General features: G+C 52.2%; 19 protein-coding genes, 1 pseudogene and 1 CRISPR repeat array. Of the genes and pseudogenes, 19 read left to right on the top strand and 1 reads right to left on the bottom strand.

Going from position 1 to position 20374, the window contains the following annotated elements; all coding sequences use genetic code 11:
* Positions 1-32: 32 nt before the first annotated feature.
* The 14 genes from JOD20_RS23870 (at position 33) to JOD20_RS23805 (ending at position 12983) form a co-directional block, all read left to right on the top strand.
* The gene (locus JOD20_RS23870; RefSeq protein WP_204757682.1) at positions 33-383 is read left to right on the top strand and encodes a hypothetical protein; all 351 of its coding nucleotides are present in this window, start codon (positions 33-35) and stop codon (positions 381-383) included.
* 65 nt (positions 384-448) lie between these two features.
* Entirely contained in the window at positions 449-1033 is a 585-nt protein-coding gene (locus JOD20_RS23865; RefSeq protein WP_204757681.1) for a hypothetical protein, read from the top strand.
* 113 nt (positions 1034-1146) lie between these two features.
* The gene (locus JOD20_RS23860; protein WP_204757680.1) at positions 1147-1785 is read left to right on the top strand and encodes a hypothetical protein; all 639 of its coding nucleotides are present in this window, start codon (positions 1147-1149) and stop codon (positions 1783-1785) included.
* Positions 1778-2005, top strand: a complete 228-nt coding sequence (locus tag JOD20_RS23855; protein ID WP_204757679.1) for a helix-turn-helix domain-containing protein — start codon at positions 1778-1780, stop codon at positions 2003-2005. Before JOD20_RS23860 ends, JOD20_RS23855 begins: the two co-directional genes overlap by 8 nt.
* Positions 2006-2041: 36 nt before the next feature.
* On the top strand, positions 2042-2380 hold the full coding sequence (locus JOD20_RS23850) for a hypothetical protein (protein ID WP_204757678.1): 339 nt from the start codon (positions 2042-2044) through the stop codon (positions 2378-2380).
* A gap of 80 nt (positions 2381-2460) precedes the next feature.
* A complete protein-coding gene (locus JOD20_RS23845; RefSeq protein WP_204757677.1) occupies positions 2461-2970 on the top strand; it encodes a hypothetical protein in 510 nt (169 codons plus the stop codon).
* An 82-nt stretch (positions 2971-3052) separates the two neighbouring features.
* Positions 3053-3274, top strand: coding sequence for a type II toxin-antitoxin system Phd/YefM family antitoxin (locus JOD20_RS23840; protein ID WP_204757676.1), 222 nt, complete (start codon positions 3053-3055; stop codon positions 3272-3274).
* Positions 3275-3740: 466 nt separating this feature from the next.
* Positions 3741-4643 carry a GAF domain-containing protein gene (locus JOD20_RS23835; RefSeq protein ID WP_204757675.1) on the top strand — a complete coding sequence of 301 codons (903 nt, stop codon included), beginning with the start codon at positions 3741-3743 and terminating at the stop codon, positions 4641-4643.
* Positions 4644-4787: 144 nt separating this feature from the next.
* Positions 4788-5024: a hypothetical protein gene (locus JOD20_RS23830; RefSeq protein ID WP_204757674.1), complete on the top strand. Its 237-nt coding sequence runs from the start codon at positions 4788-4790 to the stop codon at positions 5022-5024.
* 884 nt (positions 5025-5908) lie between these two features.
* On the top strand, positions 5909-6571 hold the full coding sequence (locus tag JOD20_RS23825; protein ID WP_204757673.1) for an N-6 DNA methylase: 663 nt from the start codon (positions 5909-5911) through the stop codon (positions 6569-6571).
* Complete coding sequence (locus JOD20_RS23820) at positions 6568-8163, top strand: Eco57I restriction-modification methylase domain-containing protein (protein ID WP_204757672.1); 1596 nt, start codon at positions 6568-6570, stop codon at positions 8161-8163. Before JOD20_RS23825 ends, JOD20_RS23820 begins: the two co-directional genes overlap by 4 nt.
* Positions 8147-10708: a DEAD/DEAH box helicase family protein gene (locus tag JOD20_RS23815; protein WP_204757671.1), complete on the top strand. Its 2562-nt coding sequence runs from the start codon at positions 8147-8149 to the stop codon at positions 10706-10708. The genes JOD20_RS23820 and JOD20_RS23815 overlap by 17 nt, the downstream gene beginning before the upstream one ends.
* Positions 10709-11473: 765 nt before the next feature.
* The gene (locus JOD20_RS23810; protein ID WP_204757670.1) at positions 11474-11704 is read left to right on the top strand and encodes a hypothetical protein; all 231 of its coding nucleotides are present in this window, start codon (positions 11474-11476) and stop codon (positions 11702-11704) included.
* 61 nt (positions 11705-11765) lie between these two features.
* The gene (locus JOD20_RS23805) at positions 11766-12983 is read left to right on the top strand and encodes a competence protein CoiA family protein (protein ID WP_204757669.1); all 1218 of its coding nucleotides are present in this window, start codon (positions 11766-11768) and stop codon (positions 12981-12983) included.
* 717 nt (positions 12984-13700) lie between these two features.
* On the opposite strand, the gene JOD20_RS26930 is transcribed toward JOD20_RS23805, so the two are convergent.
* A complete protein-coding gene (locus JOD20_RS26930; protein ID WP_338034211.1) occupies positions 13701-14660 on the bottom strand; it encodes a transposase in 960 nt (319 codons plus the stop codon).
* A 718-nt stretch (positions 14661-15378) separates the two neighbouring features.
* Positions 15379-15853: direct repeats of the CRISPR family, unit length 37 nt; unit sequence CTTGGAAGCATCGCCCCGACAGGCAGGGGTTTAAAAC.
* Between the two features lie 73 nt (positions 15854-15926).
* Here JOD20_RS26930 and JOD20_RS23795 point away from each other — a divergent pair.
* From JOD20_RS23795 to JOD20_RS23775, 5 genes and pseudogenes are all read left to right on the top strand, one after another.
* On the top strand, positions 15927-16763 hold the full coding sequence (locus JOD20_RS23795) for a hypothetical protein (RefSeq protein WP_204757667.1): 837 nt from the start codon (positions 15927-15929) through the stop codon (positions 16761-16763).
* Positions 16764-16926: 163 nt separating this feature from the next.
* Positions 16927-17349: a hypothetical protein gene (locus JOD20_RS23790; RefSeq protein ID WP_204757666.1), complete on the top strand. Its 423-nt coding sequence runs from the start codon at positions 16927-16929 to the stop codon at positions 17347-17349.
* A gap of 5 nt (positions 17350-17354) precedes the next feature.
* Positions 17355-19175 carry a hypothetical protein gene (locus tag JOD20_RS23785; RefSeq protein WP_204757665.1) on the top strand — a complete coding sequence of 607 codons (1821 nt, stop codon included), beginning with the start codon at positions 17355-17357 and terminating at the stop codon, positions 19173-19175.
* A 95-nt stretch (positions 19176-19270) separates the two neighbouring features.
* Positions 19271-19723, top strand: a complete 453-nt coding sequence (locus JOD20_RS23780) for a hypothetical protein (protein ID WP_239584044.1) — start codon at positions 19271-19273, stop codon at positions 19721-19723.
* A 309-nt stretch (positions 19724-20032) separates the two neighbouring features.
* Positions 20033-20374 (top strand): annotated as a pseudogene (locus JOD20_RS23775) (transposase); the annotation flags it as partial.

The raw sequence follows: 20374 nt of genomic DNA, 5'->3' as shown, positions 1-20374 counted from the left end.
CGCCGCTGCCGATGACAGAGGAGGATCAAGCTATGACGAGCCACACCGACATCACCACGCTGTACCAGACCATCGCCGCGTTAGACGACCAGATCGCCAGCCTGAATACGGAACGCGAGCAGGCACGGACAGCATTAAGCAGTCTCGTTGAAGCCGCAGGAGGCAAGGTCGTGCTTGATGGCATCGCGACGCTGGAAATAACGCGCCCTGCAATTGTCGTGAGTTATGATCGGGCTGGACTAGAGGATCTGGTACGAAAACTCGTGGCCAATGGGCGGGGAGGGATTGCCGAGATGATCGAAAAGCAACGTAAGCAGCACCATCGTGCAGGCAGCTTGCGAATTACCAAGGTAAAAGGAACGACGGTCGAATCAGCCGCTTAAAACAATGCGCTGGCAGTGTAACCAGCACTGCCAGCGCGTGTTTAGTACCCAAAGGGAACCAAACTATGAACGCCTTAATTGTACCCGAAGCCGATCGCATGCGTCAAGCCCTCTATGCGCAGATTGCTAGCACAACGAGCGCCCACGACCTGCATGCCCTCGCCCGTTCGTTATCAGCCGTTGATCGTGCCGTGGCGCTGATCGCGGCCCAGCATCCGCAGACCATTGACGATCTTTCGGACGAGGTGGTGCACTGTGTCCTGGTCTGCGATGGCACACGCCGCTATCGGGTGACGGTTGGCCACAATGCATCAGGCGTGGCATGGTTGTGTCACTGTTCTCGCCGCCAGCGTGGCTATAAGGAAACCTGTGTGCATATGATCGCGGTTTCGTTGTGGCTCGCTGCCGAGCGTGAACGCCAACGCCAAAGCGCCCATCACTTCGCGCAACACATGCTTAATGTGGCGATTACAGCCTACGAGGATGCGACCGAACAGCGCATGATCTGCGAAGAACAACTGGCCGAAGCCCACCGCGCGGAAGCGAATGCGTGGCAACTGGTGTGCGAGCGCCGCGAGGATGTGGCACGGATTGAGCGACAAGCTCCGCTGCCGATTGTTCCGCGTGAGCAGGAGCGGAACGCGGCCTAAGAAGCGTCATGCGCCATGGTGGGGTGATTCCACCATGGCGCATCAGCATATGAAGGAATGATGATTAAGGAGGAGTAATGTATGATCGATACGAATGACCAATGGAGGCGCGTATGGCCCGACCGACCGACCGAACCTATGCTGATCAGGGCATTCCTGGACGGGTGAAACAAAGCATCAGCCGCACGACTGGACAGCCCGTGACCTTATATTATGCTGAGCAAGCAGGAATTGAAGCCGAACACTCGTGGGTCGTGGTGTGTGAAACCCATGGCGAACAAGCGAGCTACCCAACCTTACGCCAAGCGGAGCAGCATATCCCGCTTGGTGATTGGTGTGCCGCATGTATGGCCGCACCGAAGCGCACGCCGACGGTTATCGCCTATGGCACGCCCGCAAACCCGCACAAAGGTCGCCGAACAAGTCGCTTTGTGCGGGTTCATGGGGATCGGTTTCTGGCATTTGGCAAGGATGTTTATGATCATCTTGGGAATCCTGACTGGATCGCGCTTCAAATGAAGGGCAATATGGTGATCTTGCTCGCTGCCGAGGAACCAGAGAAGCACGGGCAGGGGATTCATAAGGTGAAGCCGAGTAGCCATACCGGGGTTGTTTTAACGGTGAAAACCTTCCTTGCTGAACACCAGATCGCGAATGGCAAATATATTCCAGTGTTAACCGGTACGACCGTGCGGTTTGTACCAGAGCGGACGACTGACCAGCCCGCTGCCGGAGGAACTGAGGATGCATGAGTTATTATCCAGTGCCCAGGTGGCCACGCTTTGCAAGGTCTCGCTGGGGACGATTCATCGCGAGATTATGGCTGGGCATCTTATCCCAAGTTTTAAATCGGAAGGCAAACAGCGCACCCGCTACCTGTTTACGCGCGCGGATGTCTTGGCGTATCAAGCATGGCGCACAAAAACCTATAACGAGCAGTTTGATCCGCTGCCGGACGAGCATGCTGAATGAACCTTGTGCTGTTGATGCAGTGATGAAAGGATCGCGATGGATGATGCATGGACCCAGCTGCATGCCGATGGTGCTGCTATGGATTCGTTGATTATTTCCCGACAAGCGGGCTACCCTGGTTTGTTTGCGATGCAGTGGCTTGACGATGCGGTGAAGCAGCACGCGACGCATATTCTGCTTGCACCAGCGCATGCCCAACTGTATTGTGCGGATCAGCCTGTTGGGATGATCTTTCCCTTTAATGATGCGCGCTTGTATCCTGCGATTCGGCAGGGCTTCGATCAGGTGTTGGCGCTGTATCCACAGCTGGCGCGCTGGGTGGGGCAGGAAGAAGGGCACGATCAGATCTGCTATCGGATTCTTCGGGATGCATAGCCAGACTTAATTGCGCGTTGGGCTGGCCCGCGCGCTCAGCTATCGGTATACTAGACAGCAGATGTGTGAAAGGAGTCAGGATGCCAGAAGCATTAACGCTCCATCGGGGCTTTATTCAAATGCTGATCGAATCACCTGACCCCTGTTTGGGCTTGGGGATGCTGCTCTGCGGTGGCGTGCGCACCGGCTATGTGGTGATGCGGCCCGCAACCCCGATTCCCGCCCGCGTGACCAACCAGGGCTTTCGTTTTGGCCATGCGATGCTGGGCGATCCGCAGGATCAAGTGATGCTGATGAGTTTGCAGTTTTATGGCGCAACCACCTACCATGGCCTTGTGAATCCGAGTAATCGGGTGGCCTTGGCGGTAATTGATCAGATGTTGGCCATGCGCGATTATTTCTTTATGGTGCTTGACCCGAAGGCAGGGTTGACGGTGTTCCGCTCACGGGGTGAAGAAGCCAATTTGGTTGGCTTGCGCACCAATCGCGAAACCTTCCCGACCGCCCAATGCTCGCCTGCGGCCTATACGCGGATGGTTAACATTTTTCGCAAGAACCCAACTCCACCGCGAAGTGTTGACCTGGCTTGACAGCGAGGATCGGGATATGCTTGACGTGATGAATGATCCACTGGAATTGCATGGCGGCTAACCCAACGACACGGAGGCTCTGATGATGGTAATTGACATAACCATGGTGCAACAAAACCTTGCAGAACTGATTGAGGCTGCTGCTCAAGGCAACGAGGTGATTATCACCCGCCCCGATGGCAGCGACGTCCGATTGATTCCGGTGGCCACGGGCACGCCCCAGTTTGGCAGTGCCTGTGGCAAAATTCGCCTGCATGCTGATTTTGACGACCCGCTTGCGGATGGGATGCAGGATGCGGCATGAGGTTTTTGCTCGATACATATACGCTGCTCTTGTATTTGGCGGGTGATCCGCAACTGCCCGCAGCGGTGCGCGAGCGGATTGAGTAGCCGTCAACGCATTATTAAGAAGCCCTTGCCTCACTCTCAGAATATGACAACTGTTGGTTCATGGCTATGCCCGTCCGGCGGTAACTCGTGGTGCGGAGCGATACCACGCTTGCCGACTTGTATTTCGTCATCCGAATTACTTTTGGCTGGGACGGCCCAACGGTAATATTAATTTCTTCTAGAGCCACGGAATTTCATGATAGATACAAGAATGATATGTAAAAACAAAATACTCTAGAATACATTATGGCTATGCTGAATAGCTAGCTTTAATATTTTCCTATCAGTAGTTGCAATTCAATTAAGAGGATGTTTATAATACATAGTAGCTACATATTGATGCCGTTCCAGAGGCTATACTTTGGATGTGTGAGGCCAGCATGCAACAATGGAAAAAACTGTTAGCTGACTCAGGGGTGGGAATTCTAATTACCAGCCTGATACGGATAGCCTTCGAAGGTGTTCTCGGAAATCGAGCCGATGGTCTATTTGTATCGATCGTTTCATTCAATCTTCGTAATACTCTTATTTGGATTGGGTTAGCAATACTGGTTTTAATTGGGTATAAGGTATATAACATGAAAAGATATTATGAAAATGAAATCAGTAAAATGAGAAATAATTATGAAATATTAAATAAACGCAAAGATTTGGGAGACAAAATGTCATTAATTCGACAAAGTATTTTGCAATTTATATACACTATTGCAATACGTTTAGATCAAGCAAAGGACCGTGAAAAGTTTAATGAGATTACCAATCGTATTTTACGAGATATTGCTGATGTTTTACCAGATAGACAATTCCGTATTTCTATTTTCATGAGAGATAAAAAAGAACCAGATTATTTAACACGTTGGAAATCAAGTGGTATACCAAGTGAAACACTTGAGAAACCACGATTTTATATTGGAAATCAGACTAATATAAGGAGAGGCATAGCCGGAAAATCATATATGATGGGAAAACCATATAATGTTACTATCGAATATAGTAAAGGGGAAAGAATAGTCAGCGATCTCGATTACAAAGACTTTGGTCCTAGCACTGGAAATAAGAAATATCGTGCATTTCGTGTTATACCGTTGAAAAATGATAATGAGTGTATCGGGGTTATTTCCTTTGATAGTATGGATAAAAATGTATTTGATGATCCATCGATAACAGAAACATTGGATGATCTATCAAATCAAATAGCGATTGCGATATTGTTGTACCAAACGTTGTATAATACAATACGACCCAAACTTGGCCATGGTGGTAATGATACCAATCATTCCTAAATGAGATAGTGAGGCAGGATAGACTGTAGGTTTGTTGATCCAATAACACAGGACTATTTGGTCACTAGCGAAAAGAACGATGGTATGTATACTGCACTCATGACGCTATACGACTATTGACAACATAACCAATCGAGGAACGGTATGCCGAGCTTACCCAAAAACGATGCAACAGTAACGGATGAATTTGTGGCATTGAATGAAGCATCTCGTCAATATATTGACGGGAAGATCACCATCGAAGATTATGATGCCGCAAAGAACCGCTACAACCAAGCCTATACACGGCTGCTTGATCGGGTTGTTGGATTAGATACAGAAAAGCCAGAAGAAGCTGAACGCGGTGGATTATTCCGCTTACGACGGCGGAATCAACGTTAGATCGTGAATTTTACATTTACTTTCTGGAACCAAGGATAGCATTGTTGCTATTTTTATGGCACATAGCCAATATGGCTCTGTTTTCTTCTGCACAAGGGATCATGCTATCGTATTATAACGAGATAGTATGATCCTTTTCGACTTCTACTATGATATAGCCTCAAACGGATTCAGCTATCGTAGAATTTGATACTATCTGGTATACTAGATGCTCGACGTTCTCGCCACGTAACGGCGAACGCGCAGTTCATGGGGTGAACTGCGCGTTTTTTTTGTCCGTTCCGCCATCGTATCCCGCTCGAGCGTGTGGTTATGGCTGATGCGCTGTGGCAGTATGGTGAGTCCTATTGCCGCCCTACTACGTTTTTGGTACACTTGCCAATATGTCCGCTGATGGAGTGTGTCGCCTCGCGAGGAGCGATGGCGCTGTACGAACTAGTAACGACAGACGCGCCGTATATATCGTTATTATGCGATGTTGGCTGAATTTGCTATATCAATGACCGCGCCCCATTCCCCTCTATAGCCTACGCTGCGTTATACCGATGAAAGCAGAGATATATCCGCTAGGCATACAAGGACGTTTACTAGCGTGGCATCAATGCACATAAGCGATATGAGTCCATATAGCACAAACCACCTATGCATGCCTATAGGCGATTTTGAATAACGAGATAATCCACACTCGAACCTATGACATGATTGGTACCTTATGCCGTGATTTATACGAATATATCGAAATCTTTGACCCTCGCTATCGGCTACATATTGTCGTAGTCTACCAAATGCCTTCGATGATTAAAACGGGTGAGAGTGGATAAGCATCGGCCTTCATTAAGTCATGATTTTATAAGACTCCAATGGCTAAGAAAGAAGCTCTTTAAATGAATCACCCCCCCCAATACATCAAGTCCAAACAACGTGTTGCTGATCACGGCGAAGTTTTCACCCCACCTTGGCTAGTTGAGGCTATGCTCGACTTGGTAAAGGATGAAACACAGCGCATTGATGCCCGTTTCTTGGAGCCAGCATGCGGCAGTGGTAATTTTCTGATACCGATCTTACAGCGCAAACTGGCTGCTGTGGAACTTCGGTACGGTAAGTCAAATTTTGAACGCCAACACTATGCCCTGCTAGCCCTAATGTGTATCTATGGTATCGAATTGTTGAAGGATAACATCACCGAGTGTCGCGAGAACTTGCTGGAGATTTTTAGTGGTTATCTTAAACTCGACGAATCGGATGACCTTTATCAGGCTGCATCGTATGTCCTTACCCTGAACCTAGTGCATGGCGATGCGTTGATAATGCGTACCATTGATAACCAGCCGATTATTTTTGTTGAGTGGGGCTATTTGGGTAAAGGTAAATTCCAACGTCGCAATTTTCGCTATGACACACTTGCCCTTGCATCAACGTTCAATATGGAAGGGTCGCTCTTTGCCAACCTTGGTATACATGAAATTTTTAAGCCAGATGCAACTTGGCCACCACTAACCGTGGGTGAGCTAGCAGCTATTGGCATAGCTCCACAGGAGGCTTTATGAGTACCCAAGCCCAATTTTCGTTGCGTGGACGTAACCCTGATGTGTTGTCGTGTATTGCTAATCTTTCCAATGACGAAGTGTTTACGCCACCGGAACTCGCTAATCACATGTTAGATATGGTAGCAGAAGCGTGGGCAGCGAATAATAGCGGTGCAAATATCTGGGAGGACAGTTCTGTTCGTTTTCTTGATCCATTTACTAAGTCAGGTATCTTCCTGCGTGAAATTACGAGTCGTCTTACTTCTGGGTTGGCCTCCAAAATCCCCAACCTTGAGGAGCGAATCAACCACATCTTAAAACGACAGGTGTACGGTATCGCCATTACCCACCTCACTAGCTTATTGGCACGGCGCAGTGTTTACTGCTCTAAGAATGCTAATGGTCAACATTCGATTGCTAAGGGGTTTGATGGTGAGGCGGGCAATATCTGGTTTGAGCAGTTGAAGCATACTTGGGTCAACGCAAAGTGTACATTTTGTGGTGCAAGTCAAGGTACTCTCGATCGCGGCGCGGGATTGGAAACCCACGCTTATCCATTTATCCACACTAACAACATTAAGACCCGGATTAGCGAGTTTTTTGGAGGGGATATGCAGTTTGATGTGATTATTGGGAATCCACCATATCAATTGGCAAGTGATGGTGGTACCAGAGATGTTCCAATCTATCACCATTTTGTTGAACAGGCAAAAATGCTTGAGCCACGATACTTGGTCATGATCATCCCATCACGTTGGATGACAGCCGGGCTAGGACTGAATGAATTCCGTAAGACTATGCTCAACGATCAACGTATACGAACGCTTATAGATTATCCGGTTGCTAAAGAAGTATTCAGTAGTGTTGAGGTGAAGGGTGGAGTTTGCTACTTCTTGTGGGATGCTGCGCACAGTGGAGACTGCGAAGTAACGATAAGCCGTGATGGGGTGTCTGTTGGGCCAACGAAGCGTAATTTATCTGATTATGACGTATTTGTTCGAGATGTCCGTGCTATATCAATCCTAAATAAAGTCCTTGCGAAGGATGAACGTTCAATTATGTCTATCCTTTCTGCTGATAAGGAGTTTGGATGGACTTCGAACTTTAATCAATTTCATGACACTAGAGAGCGTGGTGATATACCTTTACACTATGCCCGAAATGGGAAGCGGTATATAGGATACATTCACCGTAATAAAGTTGTAAAGAGTGCAGGGCTTATTGACACATGGAAAGTCCTAGTTCCAAAGGCAGGGTCTGGCGCGATAACTGTGCCCGATTATGTTCTTGGAACACCGATTATTGCTCCATCTCCATCGGTATGTACGCAAACATTTTTGTTTTTCTATGTGAATAGTTTGTCTGAGGCAGAAAGTGTGCGGTCATACTTGGGTTCACGATTTTTGCGATTTCTTGTCTCATTGCGAAAGATTACGCAAGATGCCACTAAATCTACGTACACCTGGGTACCAATGCAGAGTTGGGATCGTATATGGACTGATGCTGAACTTTACGCAAAGTACGGAATTATCACAGAAGAACAGGAATATATTGAGTCACAGATCAAACCTGTCTCATGGGGGGAGGGCAGTGATAATGAGCAAGCCCATTGAGGAAATTCTTGTACCCAAGCCAGAAGTCAAACCCCGTATTTATGCCTATACGATCCACGATGATACGCACGTTGGTCTGCTCAAGGTGGGGCAAACAACACGTAATGTGAAGCAGCGTGTCGCTGAGCAGCTCAAAACGGCGGCAATAACAAATTACACAATCGAACTTGATGAACTAGCGATTCGTGATGATGGTAGTTTCTTTAGCGACTACGAAGTACGTGCTGCATTAATCAAAAAGGGATTCGTAAACACAAAACTTGAATGGATGCGCTGTACTATCGCTGATGTACAGACGGTGATCGGCGAACTACGTAGCGGCAACCACTTTAGTGGTACACATCACCAGACGTTTGCAATGCGTCCTGAACAACAAGAGGCGGTTGACAAAACATATGCGTACTTTCACTCCATCTGGAAGGAGAATATGCATGCCGTCCCGCGTTTTCTCTGGAACGCTAAAATGCGTTTCGGTAAGACATTCACTGCCTATCAACTTGCCAAACGGCTTGGTGCCAAACGTATACTCGTTGTCACCTTTAAACCTGCTGTTGAAGATGCATGGCAAACGGATCTCGAAGCACACAGAGATTTTGACGGCTGGCAGTATCTGTCCCGCATATCTGACCTTAATCCGACAGAGGTTAATCATCGCGATCCAGTAGTCTATTTCGGCTCCTTTCAAGACCTACTCGGTCGTGATAAAGCTGGAAATATCAAACCGAAGAATGGATGGCTACACACAATCAACTGGGATCTTGTCGTTTTCGACGAGTATCACTTTGGTGCTTGGCGAGACAGCGCCAAGGAACTGTTTGAGGGTGAAGACAAAATAAAAGAAGAGATTAACGCTGTGTATGGCACGACTCTTTCCGGCAAGCCCAGCAGGAGTGTAAGCATTGAGGATTTCGAGGAAGAGTTTGTAGAGCTTTCAGAGTCCGAGCCTGAGTTCCTTCCCATTACGACTAAGGCGTATCTCTATCTTTCTGGTACACCATTTCGTGCAATGGCTACTGGTGAGTTTATCGAGGAACAGATTTTTAATTGGACGTACACTGATGAGCAGCGTGCCCGTGCCAAATTTGCGGTAACCTATCCTGACCAATGGAATCCTTACGGTGCTATGCCAGAAATGTGCTTACTCACCTATCAGATGCCTGATGAATTGCTGGCGATTGCCAGCGCCGGAGAGTTCGACGAGTTCGATTTGAATGCATTTTTTGAAGCAACGGGACAGGGTAAACAGGCTACCTTCAAACACAAGCACGATGTGCAGAAGTGGCTGGACATCATCCGTGGCAGCTACATGCTCACAGGAGTGGCGCATCTCAAGACCAGTTCGAGGCCGCCATTCCCCTACTCCGACGTGCGCCTGTTGCCCTACCTACAACATGCGTTCTGGTTTATGCCCAATGTTGCCGCATGCCACGCTATGGCCAATCTACTGGCGGAGAGAAACAATGTTTTCTGGCACGACTATACGGTGATTGTCGCTGCCGGTTCCGCAGCAGGCATTGGGCTGGAGGCGTTGAGACCTGTGCGCAAATACATTGGTAGCGGACTGGAAAGTAAAACCATTACCTTGTCGTGTGGCAAACTCACCACGGGTATTACGGTGCCTCAGTGGTCGTCGATCCTGATGCTGCGTAACCTGAAATCGCCAGAGACCTACTTTCAGGCTGCTTTTCGTGTACAATCACCTTGGTCTATTAAGAACCCCAACGGTAATGACCCGAACGAGGAGGAGATTCTCAAACCCGTCTGTTTTGTCTTTGACTTTGCTCCAACGCGGGCGCTACGCCAGCTTTCAGAGTACGGTATTGGTCTTTCTTCCAACAACGAAAATCCAGAACACGCCGTTCGTGACCTCATCTCGTTCCTGCCTGTGCTAGCCTACGATGGTGCCAATATGACACAGATTGACGCTGGCGGCATTCTTGATATTGCTATAGCAGGTACTTCGGCCACATTATTAGCTCGTAAGTGGGAGAGTGCCCTACTTGTCAACGTAGACAATGACACCCTGCGCCGAATCCTTAACAATCCAGAGGCGTTGGCTGCCGTGGAGCGTATCGAAGGCTGGCGCACATTGGGTGACAACATCATCGAGACGATCATCAATAAGAGCGAGAAGGTGAAGGCACTTAAGGCTGGTGCCAAGGATGGTTCGTTAACCCCCAACCAAGAGAAGGAACTTACCGCCGAAGAATACGAATATAAATCTAAACGCCAGCAGATCCAAAAGAAATTGATCAAATTTGCCACGCGAATTCCGGCATTTATGTATTTGACCGACTTTCGCGAAAATACACTACAAGATGTGATCAGAAAACTGGAACCGGAGCTATTTTACATAGTTACTGGCCTGACAGTCGAAGATTTCCAACTGCTCGTAGAGCTTCGGGTGTTTAACACCGAGCAGATGAATCAGGCCGTATTTGCGTTCCGTCGGTATGAGGATGCATCGCTCCGCTATACGGGCATCGAGAGCCACCCCAATCTAACGCACTATGGGTTGTATGATACTGTTGTTGCGAGAGATTGAACGTATAAGGCATTTGCACGCCATAATGCGTTTTTGGCAGAGTTAGGCTTGCTCCCGCTGCCGTGATAACCAGGCGGCATTCCCCACGGCACTGCGTGTGTGCCGTGGGGAGCGAGCATTGATCATTGACAGGCTTGATACAATGGACACAGATTGTAAAGCAACTATTCCTTGTTTGACATAATTATTATCTCTAAGTTCATCGTGTATGGTGGTGGTTACTCAGTGCCTCTGAATGCGGCTCGTCGAGCAGGCACATTTGCAAACGTGGACACAGAGGACTTGGAATGGCCTTAATCCCCGTGAGAGGATTAAAACGTTGGATCAGCAAATTGTTTTACGAATAATTGGGTCTTGGAATGGCCTTAATCCTCGCGAGAGGATTAAAACTTTAATAGCATCTTCTGATAGATCAATATAAATATTTATCTTGGAATGGCCTTAATCCCCGTGAGAGGATTAAAACATGAGTTTCGCCAATTCGCTTTGAGCAGAACAATTGTCCTTGGAATGGCCTTAATCCCCGTGAGAGGATTATCATTAACGAACCAGCGCCTACCATACCGCTGGTTTTTCTTTTGTCCTATATCCCTCACGATGCTGGACTAGAATGGAAGGTTTCTCACAAATCTACCGATGCTGGAGCATCAGGGCTTCCCGAGGGCTTTGACGAATCATGAGACAGAGATTTTTGAATTTCGTTTCGATCATGCCAGAAATCGCCTGTGTATGGCTCTGAATAGAGCAATGACATAGGAGGTAATCATGCAGAAAGCAGACGCGCTGGTCCAGATTGAAGGCATTATTGACGATCTCTCGAATGGTGAGCTATTCGAGGAAGTCGGCGAAGTAGGATTCCTACTGCTACGTGAGGCGCTGGAAGTTGTCCAGCTGGCGCTTCAAGGGAAGATATTCCCAACCGAAGCAAACCAGAGGCGGCTTATGGAGATTATTAATCAGCAGTTGGCCAATCCGCCGGATGAACACCTGAATTGAGGATTGCCCGTGTTTTTGCATGGTTCGTTGTCTTCTACAGACCCCTTTTTATGATACACTTATGCCATCAAAAAACGTGTATCACGAAAAGGGTTGTGTGATGTGGCTTGAATACGGCGTATCGGATGAACGTGGTCTCGTCCACATCAGCGACACCCCGCGTGGGCGATCCGATCTGCACTGCCCCTATTGTCATGGGCGACTGGTGGCGAAGAAAGGCCCAAGAGTCGCGCATCATTTTGCGCACAACGGTGCGACCTGCAACCCTGCCAAGCGCACGACCGATCTGCCGCTGTTGCCCTTTTTCCATTCCTTTACCTTGCATGTATCCCCAAAACTATTGGCCGAACTTCACGCATTTAAGTCGGGTCAACGTAGCGATACCCAATGGCTGTGCAATGAGAAATTACTGCGTTACAACGACTATACCCATCAGCATGAACTGACGAAGCTTGGCCAAATTCCGTTTGGCCTTCTGTCCGTGAATCTCTTTAGCCAGGTCCATGATGCGCGATTGGCCATGGTGCATGCCCAGCTTGATCAACGATTAGCCACGGCATGGAAGTTGGGCAATGCGGTTGCGACAGCGGAGGCCGAGACGGATTTAATGCTCTACCGCGCCCAGTGGCAGCGGGTCTTACGGTGCACGTTGTATGTGCTGGAGCTACAGACCAATACGGAGCATTTCTATAAAGTGGGGATGACGAGCCGTCCAATCGAGGAGCGGATTTTAGAGATTCAGGCAGCGCTCATGCCCCATGTTGGCACAACGGCGGTGAAGGTGCTTGGTGTGTTTCCCCATCGTGGCCATGTGGAGCCGTATGTGAAATTTAAGTATCGTGACCAGCGTCGCGCAATCGGCAATTTCACCGAATATTTCGATTTTGCTGACCTGAAAGCGACGCTGCGCGATCTGCGCCGAATGCCTGCAAAGGTCTTGACCACTGTTGAAGAAACCGTCCTCGCTGGCATGCCTTCGCCAATAATGCAGGCGATGTTTCAGGCGCAGCTGGAGCAGGAAATCGCTGCGCAGCGGGCAGCACAGATCGCGTATCACCGCGAACAAACCAAGGCAGGCATGGAGGCGGCGCGGCAGGCGGGTGTGCATGTTGGCCGACCCAAAGGCTCACGCCAGGCGAACGCGGTGTTGTTGGCCAAGCCCAGTAGTCAGGCAATTATCCAGTGCCTTGCAGCAGGCATGTCGTTGCGCGAGACAGCGCTGGCTGCTGGTGTGGCGGTGAATACCGTGCGCAAGGTAAAAGCGGCATTGGGAGATTGACAGGGTTGGTACAATGGACACAGCAACGGAACGAATCGCTTTTATTTGACATAATTCAGTGATGCTCTCTATGCTGCAAGTACGTGGTCAATTGGCAGGACTGAATGTGGCTCAGGGAGTTGATTTATTTCCGAAAGTGGACACAGAGGACTTGGAAGCATCGCCCCGACAGGCAGGGGTTTAAAACACTTCCTGTACTGATTGTTTTATCCCTCATGTCTACCTTGGAAGCATCGCCCCGACAGGCAGGGGTTTAAAACCCGGTGCGGGGGTTGTTGTCGTGCTGATAGGTCCACGCTTGGAAGCATCGCCCCGACAGGCAGGGGTTTAAAACCCAAGACGGACGCAACGGGGCATGGATTGCGCGACCCCTCAGTCTTGGAAGCATCGCCCCGACAGGCAGGAGGGCTGGACGAATTCCTGAGGGGTTTTGGCAGGTTTTTTCGCTGATCCGCGCCGCCGCTGGCCGATCACCACGCAAGGCGTGGTTTTTTTGTGGGCAGATCCGCCCCATCGCCCGTTATGCTGCCCGCAATCCCGCGCAGCGGTAGCCCATCGGTGTGCTTCGTCGCCGCGTTGGCTGATGTACGGACAGCCGATCACGCCGACCGATCATCCCTGATCCGCCGCTGTGGCCGTTGCCTGATCGCTGCGGCTGCGTCCGTCCATCCATCCAAGCCATCCCCATGGCGATTCACGGACGAGACGCATGCCACCTTAGGCGTGGATCGGGTCGTGTGTTCCCTGCTGGCGATGCACCACGCGCAGGTTAATCACCACATAGATTAAGGATGTCCACGCCGCGACCGCGCTTTGACGACGCAGTTTTGGCCATTCGATCCCCAAGGCATACGCTTGGCTGTTGATCTGTTCGACCAACGCGCGTTCGCGATACAAGGCTTTATAGGTCGCTGACCCACGATCGATCGTCCAGCGCAGTGTTGCCCCAACTTGCGTCCCGATCGTCGTGACACACCCGCCCGTCGCAAAATGTTTGTCGTTCGTTGGGCATGGCTCGCCGGTGGCCGTCGGGTACAGCAACGGACAGCGATGGCGTGCCCGCTCTTGTGGCGGGCCATTGGTGTTCATGGCATACGTAAACTGTTGCGGCATGGCCAAGCCAGCGGCACACAGCGGCAACCCGTCGGGCGAAAACTGCCGTGGCTGGTTGGTCTTGCGCACCGGAACCGCCGCCATCCCGCCAGCCGTGTGGAAGTAGGTATAGACCCGTTGGCTGTCGAAGGCGGCATCCCACACGCCATTGCGCGGTCGGCGACCGAGCGTCTGCTCCACCTGCGCCATGAGCGGGTCAAAATAGGTCATATCGCCCGCATTGATCGGTTGGGTGTGTTCGGCAAGCACGATGGAGCCGAAGGGGGTGCGGGTGACGACAATGCCACTGGCGTACCCCCAGTAGGCTTCGGCCTTACTCTGGGTTGGCGATTGACCATCGGTGGTGGGGGTCGGCTGCTGGTTACTCCGGCGCTTGACGCCGAGCCGACAGTCCGGATCGCCGGGGGGTTGCACCTGCTTCTTGGCGCGATCAGGGGCAAAGCGGTTGGGATTGTTCTCTTTCACCCACGCCAAAATGTGCTTGGTATCGCCCGCAATGGTGTCGGCGAAGGTGGCATGGTGCTCCGGTGGGAGGGCATCACGAATGCGCCGCACGAGTGCCATGCGGAGGAAGTCGAGCATGGGCGTGGGCAAGGTTCGCAGGACACGGGCAAACTGACGACGCGACGGGACACTGGCGGCGACATCGAAGCCGAGCGGGGCGGCAGGGTCAGGCCGGAGGGGAAAGCCGAGCGTCCAGACAAGGGCGGGATGGCGCAGGAGATAGCGGCGCAGATGCCCCATGGAGGGCAATTGGAGATCGAGTTTGAGGAGGAACGCGGCGAGAAAGGGGGCACGCGGCGCGGGACGCGGCCCCGGCCGAGGGCGGTCACTGAGCGGCGGCAGGGCATGCCACGGAATGGGGGCGAGCCACTGATGGGCCGCAGCAGCGGTGGGATCAGCGGCAATGATCGGGGGGAGATCCGGCATGGAGAGCGGGCAGGGACGACGGGGATGGGTGGGTAGCAGGGCACGATCGGACACGGGCACGGTGGGCACAGGGTGCTTGAAGCGACGAAGGATGTTTGGTATGATGCGATCCAGCATCAGCGACTCCTATTCTGGGGATGGTTGGATCTGATACCCGTATCGTACCCGATAGCGAGTCGCCTGGTGTCGAAAACGACCCCGATTGGGGCATGGGTGTCGCGCTACGGCGGATCGGTGTCGCCCCCCGACCCTGATGGATCGGGCAGGGGAACCAATTCTATGTTAAGCCCAGCCCTCCAGGCAGGGGTTTAAAACCCGAGCCGCAGTGGCACTACCTTAACCTGAATAACCTCTTGGAAGCATCGCCCCGACAGGCAGGGGTTTAAAACGCAAGCGTCATAAGCGTAATGCCCACTGGCTTGCTTGGAAGCATCGCCCCGACAGGCAGGGGTTTAAAACAGATGAGAGGTAGTTCATTATTCTGTTAGGAACTACCTTGGAAGCATCGCCCCGACAGGCAGGGGTTTAAAACGAGAACCACAAGCAACGCGATAGCCAGACAAGCAGAGAAGCTTGGAAGCATCGCCCCGACAGGCAGGGGTTTAAAACTCGCATTGACCGCACCAACATCTTCCAGGATGTCCTTCTTGGAAGCATCGCCCCGACAGGCAGGGGTTTAAAACAAATGGGTTTTTTTCATAATATGCTTTTGCGTCTCTTGGAAGCATCGCCCCGACAGGCAGGGGTTTAAAACTTTGTATATTTTTTGATTGATTTGTCAGAAATTTTACTTGGAAGCATCGCCCCGACAGGCAGGGGTTCAGTTTGCATGGGAGCGTGATTTTTTTGCGGCATCCCATGGCGAGCATGGGCCTGTCGTGTGCTAGGAGGAGGGTTCCTATGCGTCTCTATGATCGGTTGCGTTGGAAAATCGGGCTGCCCACCGTTCCCGTGATCGATGCCTCATCGATTGCGGATGCTATCGACGCGCTGCCTGTCGATGTGCCTGGCTATCCCAGCGCCAGTTATGGTGTGGTCGCTCCGCCCTTCACATCGTTTTTTGTGGAGGCAACAACCGTCGTGGAGCCAGACAACATCATGGCCCAACGGGGTGTATTGTTTCGCGCGACGACTGATAAAATTCATCCTGCAACCCCTGACCGAACGCGCTGGACGATGACCCTTGAGGCATTTATGCACGTTAAGGGAAACGGAACCTATGGCTATCATGGGCTGGCCGTGATCTTTCTTGATCGAGAAGGAAAGATCATTAACAACATGCTGAAAGGTGTTCTGCTGCTGCCGAACCCCACCCAGTATGCGAAAATTGGCCAAAGCCGCGTGCCAGGCGCGGCGCTGCATTGTGTCTATAGCCTGAAGGCGATTAACGCGATGCACCTATCCTGCCCCGCCGAGCATGTATCGCCAACGGACGAGGAGCGGCGGCACTACCAGCGAAAAGCTAGTGCGAGCGCCGAGCCAAGCGCGTATTATCTGTTGAAAGTGCGGCCACGCGCCAAAGGAGGCTTTGAGGCGATTGGCCATGGGCAGGCCGAGGAGCCACGCCGCGCCCATGTCGTGCGTGGCCACTTCAAATACTATGATCCGGAACGCCCCATGTTTGGCCAAGCGGGCAAACATGGCATGATCTGGATTCCCGATCATAGCCGTGGGGACGCTGAACGTGGATCAATTGAGAAGGGCTATCAGGTTCAGCCTGATGGACCCGTCTCCTAAAATAGTGTGCTGGATAGCAAAGAATCACGCATACTCGCTCATGGTATGCGTGATGATAGATGCGCTGTGGCCCAACCGCAACACGGGATCGTACTTGTCGAAACGGCCAGCCATAGCGTATCATCAGACCCAGCCAAGGGATCTTGTACGCTGGAGACGATGGATGAATCAGGAGCTTCTTGAGCAAACCCTCCAAATGATTCAAGAACACCGTGTCCATGATGGCTTTGATCCAAGCTTTGACTGGGTGGATCGACTGATCGATGATGCAGGTGAGGAGCGATTGGCCGAGCGCCTCGATGCCGCCATTGCCGATACCTGGCCATGGGAAGTCGTGGCACATTTGTTTGCGATCCTCCTTTATCAAACGAGCGACAATGGCACAGCCTTGTTCGCGACAATCAACGACTGGTTACGCGAGGGGATGCCCCTGCGGCGCATCCAGATTGCGCTGCACCTTGATGTCTATCCTTTTCGCGATCGCGACGAAATGGTTCAGGTGTTGGAAGGCATTGCCCAGCGCTTTCCCGAGGTGGCTACTCGCTGCACGGACTTGATCGCGAGTCGCACGCGCTTGAAGGAATGAACCCTATGCCCACCAATCCTCCATTCACCGATTGGCCACCGCTGATCGCCGATCGGTTGGAACTGGCAGATTCCATTGTGTCCTTGACGCAATCACGCCTTGCGGAATGGCCTGCCACTGCGCCGTTGGCTCCGTATGCAGCTGGCGATCTGCTGGATTTGTTGCGTGAGGGGATGGAAGTCTGGGAGCAGGTGGCGGTAGCGCTGGAAATGGTGGCAGCGGCGTTTCCCCCATCGGGTGTCATCGTGTTGGCCAATCCGGTATTTGCGCAAGAGCGGGTCGCAGCCACGCTTCAGCCTGCCCATTGGACGGATACACTGGCCCCAATCGTTGCCCACGTTCTCACCATGCAGCCCGTCACCGGCGACATGGGTGTGACGCTGCGGGAGCAGGCAACGACCCTCGTATCCGGACTAGGAGCCGCTGCCGCCACGCTCGATGGCATGGTGCGCGACCGCTGGGATAGTCACCAGGCACGGCAGGCAGAGCAGGCATTGCGTGATCTGAAGCGCTTGGCTGATGATTTAACTGCCCTGATTGTCCCGATTCCGCTCGCGCCCGTCGCTCCATGGCCTGCTGATTGGTGGACATTGGCCCCCGATGGCCCTGCCAGTCTTGACGCGATACTTGCCCATGCACGCGCAATGCAGACGATGCTGATCCAGCACATGCGCCTGATTCAAGTAGCACGGCGCTCGGCGTTGCGTTCATCACGAATCCCTCAGTATCAACGGGTGGTGATTGAAGGATTTGATGCGCTGCGGCGGGTGCGGGTCGTGCAACATGTGGTGGCCTTTGTGATCAATCGCACGCTGCACGAATGTCCAGTGATTTTGCCTGTGCCCATTGAGGCTGGGCTAGCATGGGCGATCAGCGGTGACGACCTGGCAATGCTCGAAGCCCAACGTGCGGTGGTGCTGGCCAATCCTGACGATGCAGGGCCATGGCTTGCGCTGCTTGGCGTGTTAGCCGAGGCTATCCAGCATGCGCTCGATGAGTACGATGCGATTGATCAGACCCAGCTTGGGTTGCTTACCGAAGGTTGGGAGGATGTTGATGCGGCGCTTGGGCGGTTGGTGCATGGAGCCGCCGCGCCACCACGCCCGATCATGCCGTGGGCTACCGAACGGACTGCCGCACGAGCGATGCAGCAGACCTTGCTCAAGCATGCGGCGCAGGTCGTGTCTCCTAAGAAGCCTGCAAAACGCCGCCAACTATGGCGTAACGACGACATCACACCGGAATGGCGTGTGTGTTTTGATCTGACCCAGGAGGCGATTCGCCAGCATCATGCGCCAATCATTTTTCGGGCAGGGGTGTTGCAGCAGGTGGCGCAGTTGGTGCAGCGGCAGGAATCGCCCACGCCGGAATCCTTACAGGAGCGGTGGGTTGGGCGGGTCTGGTGGGCGTGGAATCACCACGCGACGGCGTATTTGGTCGCTGAGGCGGTGCATGCATCGATGGAATCGCCCATGTATGGCGTTGCCCATGACCAAGCCCCCAGCCCACAATCAGGGAGCTATCAGGCCACTGCCGAGGCACTTGGCGAGGCGCTGCGCACGGCGAGTCTGGCCGAGGAACGGTTGTGGCGGTTGGGGATTGACCCGCGCCCATGGGTTGCTGCTGCCACTCAGGTCTATGCCGCTGTCGATGCCGCCAATCCGCACACGCCCGCGACGGTGTGTTGTGATTGTGGGAAACCGTTCACGGAACCGTGGTCATCGATCCAATGCAAATCCTGTGATAAACGCGACTGGCTCAGCGATGCACGTGCCTTTCGCGAGGAGTGGGGTGGTGTGCAGCCTAGCACTATTAATGAGGAATGATTGCTATTTCGAGCAGCGTGAGGGATACTGGACAAAAGAATTGTTTGCCTGCATGGCGTGACGAAACGCCGATGCTAGAGGACGGAGGATGATTGATGCTGTTTACGTTTACCGTACTCCATGATCGCACGCTCTTGAGCCATGGAGCGTCGCGGATTCGCGTTCCAGCGTTGTCGGCGCAGACCCATGATCCGGCGTATTATGCCCGCTTTCGCGGAGCCTTACTGGCGCGCTTTGGCCCGCCGCTCGCGACCTCCACAGATGCTGGGGATGCATTTGCATATTGGTTTTTGGTGACGACTGATGCAGGGGAATCGTGGATGATGACGGCCTACGAAGGCCCATCAGGATCAGCCTTTGGTGCACTGGATGCCCATCGGGAAGAGGTCATTGCGGCAGCAACCGCACTGCTCGCGTTACTTGATGCGACGCACCCTGCTGATTTTGAAGTCGTGCTTGCATCAGATGAATATGAATCCCATATTCGGTATGGATGCCGCGATGGCGTTTGTTATTGGCATGAAACACCGCTCGATGTGACGGATTGAGGCAGTCAGGATCATTCATTGCCATCAACAAATCAGCGCCATGCGCTGGTTTGTTCTTGTATCCGGTATCCCTCAGGATAGTGGAAATCAACCACTACTTGTCGAAACAACCCGCCATGGCGTATCATCAGCCCAGCAGTAGCCCACGACGAGGACACAATCATGGCCGATGGCAGACAGAAGAATGGTGGAAAACGCACGGGGGCAGGCCGCAAGCCGAGCCTCAATCCCTGAATAACTAACACTTTGCTGCTCCCCACAATCATGCCATACTTTGGAGTGCTTATGCTTCAAAGAAAGGTGATCATTATGGGGAGCAGTCATGAATTATACACGCGGGTTTGGACGACGTTGCACCAGTTTCATCCAACCCTCCATGCACGGCGACTGGCGACTTGGGCTTGGGTCATTGTCGGCTTGATCCATGCGCGATCCGTCCATCTTAGCGCTGTGGCGCTCCATCTGGCGAGCGATGCTGAGGCCGCTGGGCGAATCGCACGCATTCGGCGCTGGCTCGCCAATCCGTGGCTTGATACCCAAACCCTCTATCGTCCACTGATCGAGCACGTCTTAACCGCGTGGCGACATCGCGAGGTAACGATCATCATCGATGGGTGTTGCGTCAATCACGATAAACTCCAGCTCGTGCGC

The sequence above is a fragment of the Herpetosiphon giganteus genome (genome assembly GCF_016907925.1).
In the GTDB taxonomy this organism is placed as follows: Bacteria; Chloroflexota; Chloroflexia; order Chloroflexales; family Herpetosiphonaceae; genus Herpetosiphon; species Herpetosiphon giganteus.
Note: the sequence above shows the minus strand (reverse complement) of the source record. Positions and strands in the feature narration are given on the sequence as shown.

Excerpts from the sequence above, each read along its gene's own strand:
- JOD20_RS23870 (WP_204757682.1), top strand. The coding sequence starts at position 33 with ATGACGAGCCACACCGACATCACCACGCTGTACCAGACCATCGCCGCG.
- JOD20_RS23865 (WP_204757681.1), top strand. The coding sequence starts at position 449 with ATGAACGCCTTAATTGTACCCGAAGCCGATCGCATGCGTCAAGCCCTC.
- JOD20_RS23860 (WP_204757680.1), top strand. The coding sequence starts at position 1,147 with ATGGCCCGACCGACCGACCGAACCTATGCTGATCAGGGCATTCCTGGA.
- JOD20_RS23855 (WP_204757679.1), top strand. The coding sequence starts at position 1,778 with ATGCATGAGTTATTATCCAGTGCCCAGGTGGCCACGCTTTGCAAGGTC.
- JOD20_RS23850 (WP_204757678.1), top strand. The coding sequence starts at position 2,042 with ATGGATGATGCATGGACCCAGCTGCATGCCGATGGTGCTGCTATGGAT.
- JOD20_RS23845 (WP_204757677.1), top strand. The coding sequence starts at position 2,461 with ATGCCAGAAGCATTAACGCTCCATCGGGGCTTTATTCAAATGCTGATC.
- JOD20_RS23840 (WP_204757676.1), top strand. The coding sequence starts at position 3,053 with ATGATGGTAATTGACATAACCATGGTGCAACAAAACCTTGCAGAACTG.
- JOD20_RS23835 (WP_204757675.1), top strand. The coding sequence starts at position 3,741 with ATGCAACAATGGAAAAAACTGTTAGCTGACTCAGGGGTGGGAATTCTA.
- JOD20_RS23830 (WP_204757674.1), top strand. The coding sequence starts at position 4,788 with ATGCCGAGCTTACCCAAAAACGATGCAACAGTAACGGATGAATTTGTG.
- JOD20_RS23825 (WP_204757673.1), top strand. The coding sequence starts at position 5,909 with ATGAATCACCCCCCCCAATACATCAAGTCCAAACAACGTGTTGCTGAT.
- JOD20_RS23820 (WP_204757672.1), top strand. The coding sequence starts at position 6,568 with ATGAGTACCCAAGCCCAATTTTCGTTGCGTGGACGTAACCCTGATGTG.
- JOD20_RS23815 (WP_204757671.1), top strand. The coding sequence starts at position 8,147 with ATGAGCAAGCCCATTGAGGAAATTCTTGTACCCAAGCCAGAAGTCAAA.
- JOD20_RS23810 (WP_204757670.1), top strand. The coding sequence starts at position 11,474 with ATGCAGAAAGCAGACGCGCTGGTCCAGATTGAAGGCATTATTGACGAT.
- JOD20_RS23805 (WP_204757669.1), top strand. The coding sequence starts at position 11,766 with ATGCCATCAAAAAACGTGTATCACGAAAAGGGTTGTGTGATGTGGCTT.
- JOD20_RS26930 (WP_338034211.1), bottom strand. The coding sequence starts at position 14,660 with ATGGCACTCGTGCGGCGCATTCGTGATGCCCTCCCACCGGAGCACCAT.
- JOD20_RS23795 (WP_204757667.1), top strand. The coding sequence starts at position 15,927 with ATGCGTCTCTATGATCGGTTGCGTTGGAAAATCGGGCTGCCCACCGTT.
- JOD20_RS23790 (WP_204757666.1), top strand. The coding sequence starts at position 16,927 with ATGAATCAGGAGCTTCTTGAGCAAACCCTCCAAATGATTCAAGAACAC.
- JOD20_RS23785 (WP_204757665.1), top strand. The coding sequence starts at position 17,355 with ATGCCCACCAATCCTCCATTCACCGATTGGCCACCGCTGATCGCCGAT.
- JOD20_RS23780 (WP_239584044.1), top strand. The coding sequence starts at position 19,271 with ATGCTGTTTACGTTTACCGTACTCCATGATCGCACGCTCTTGAGCCAT.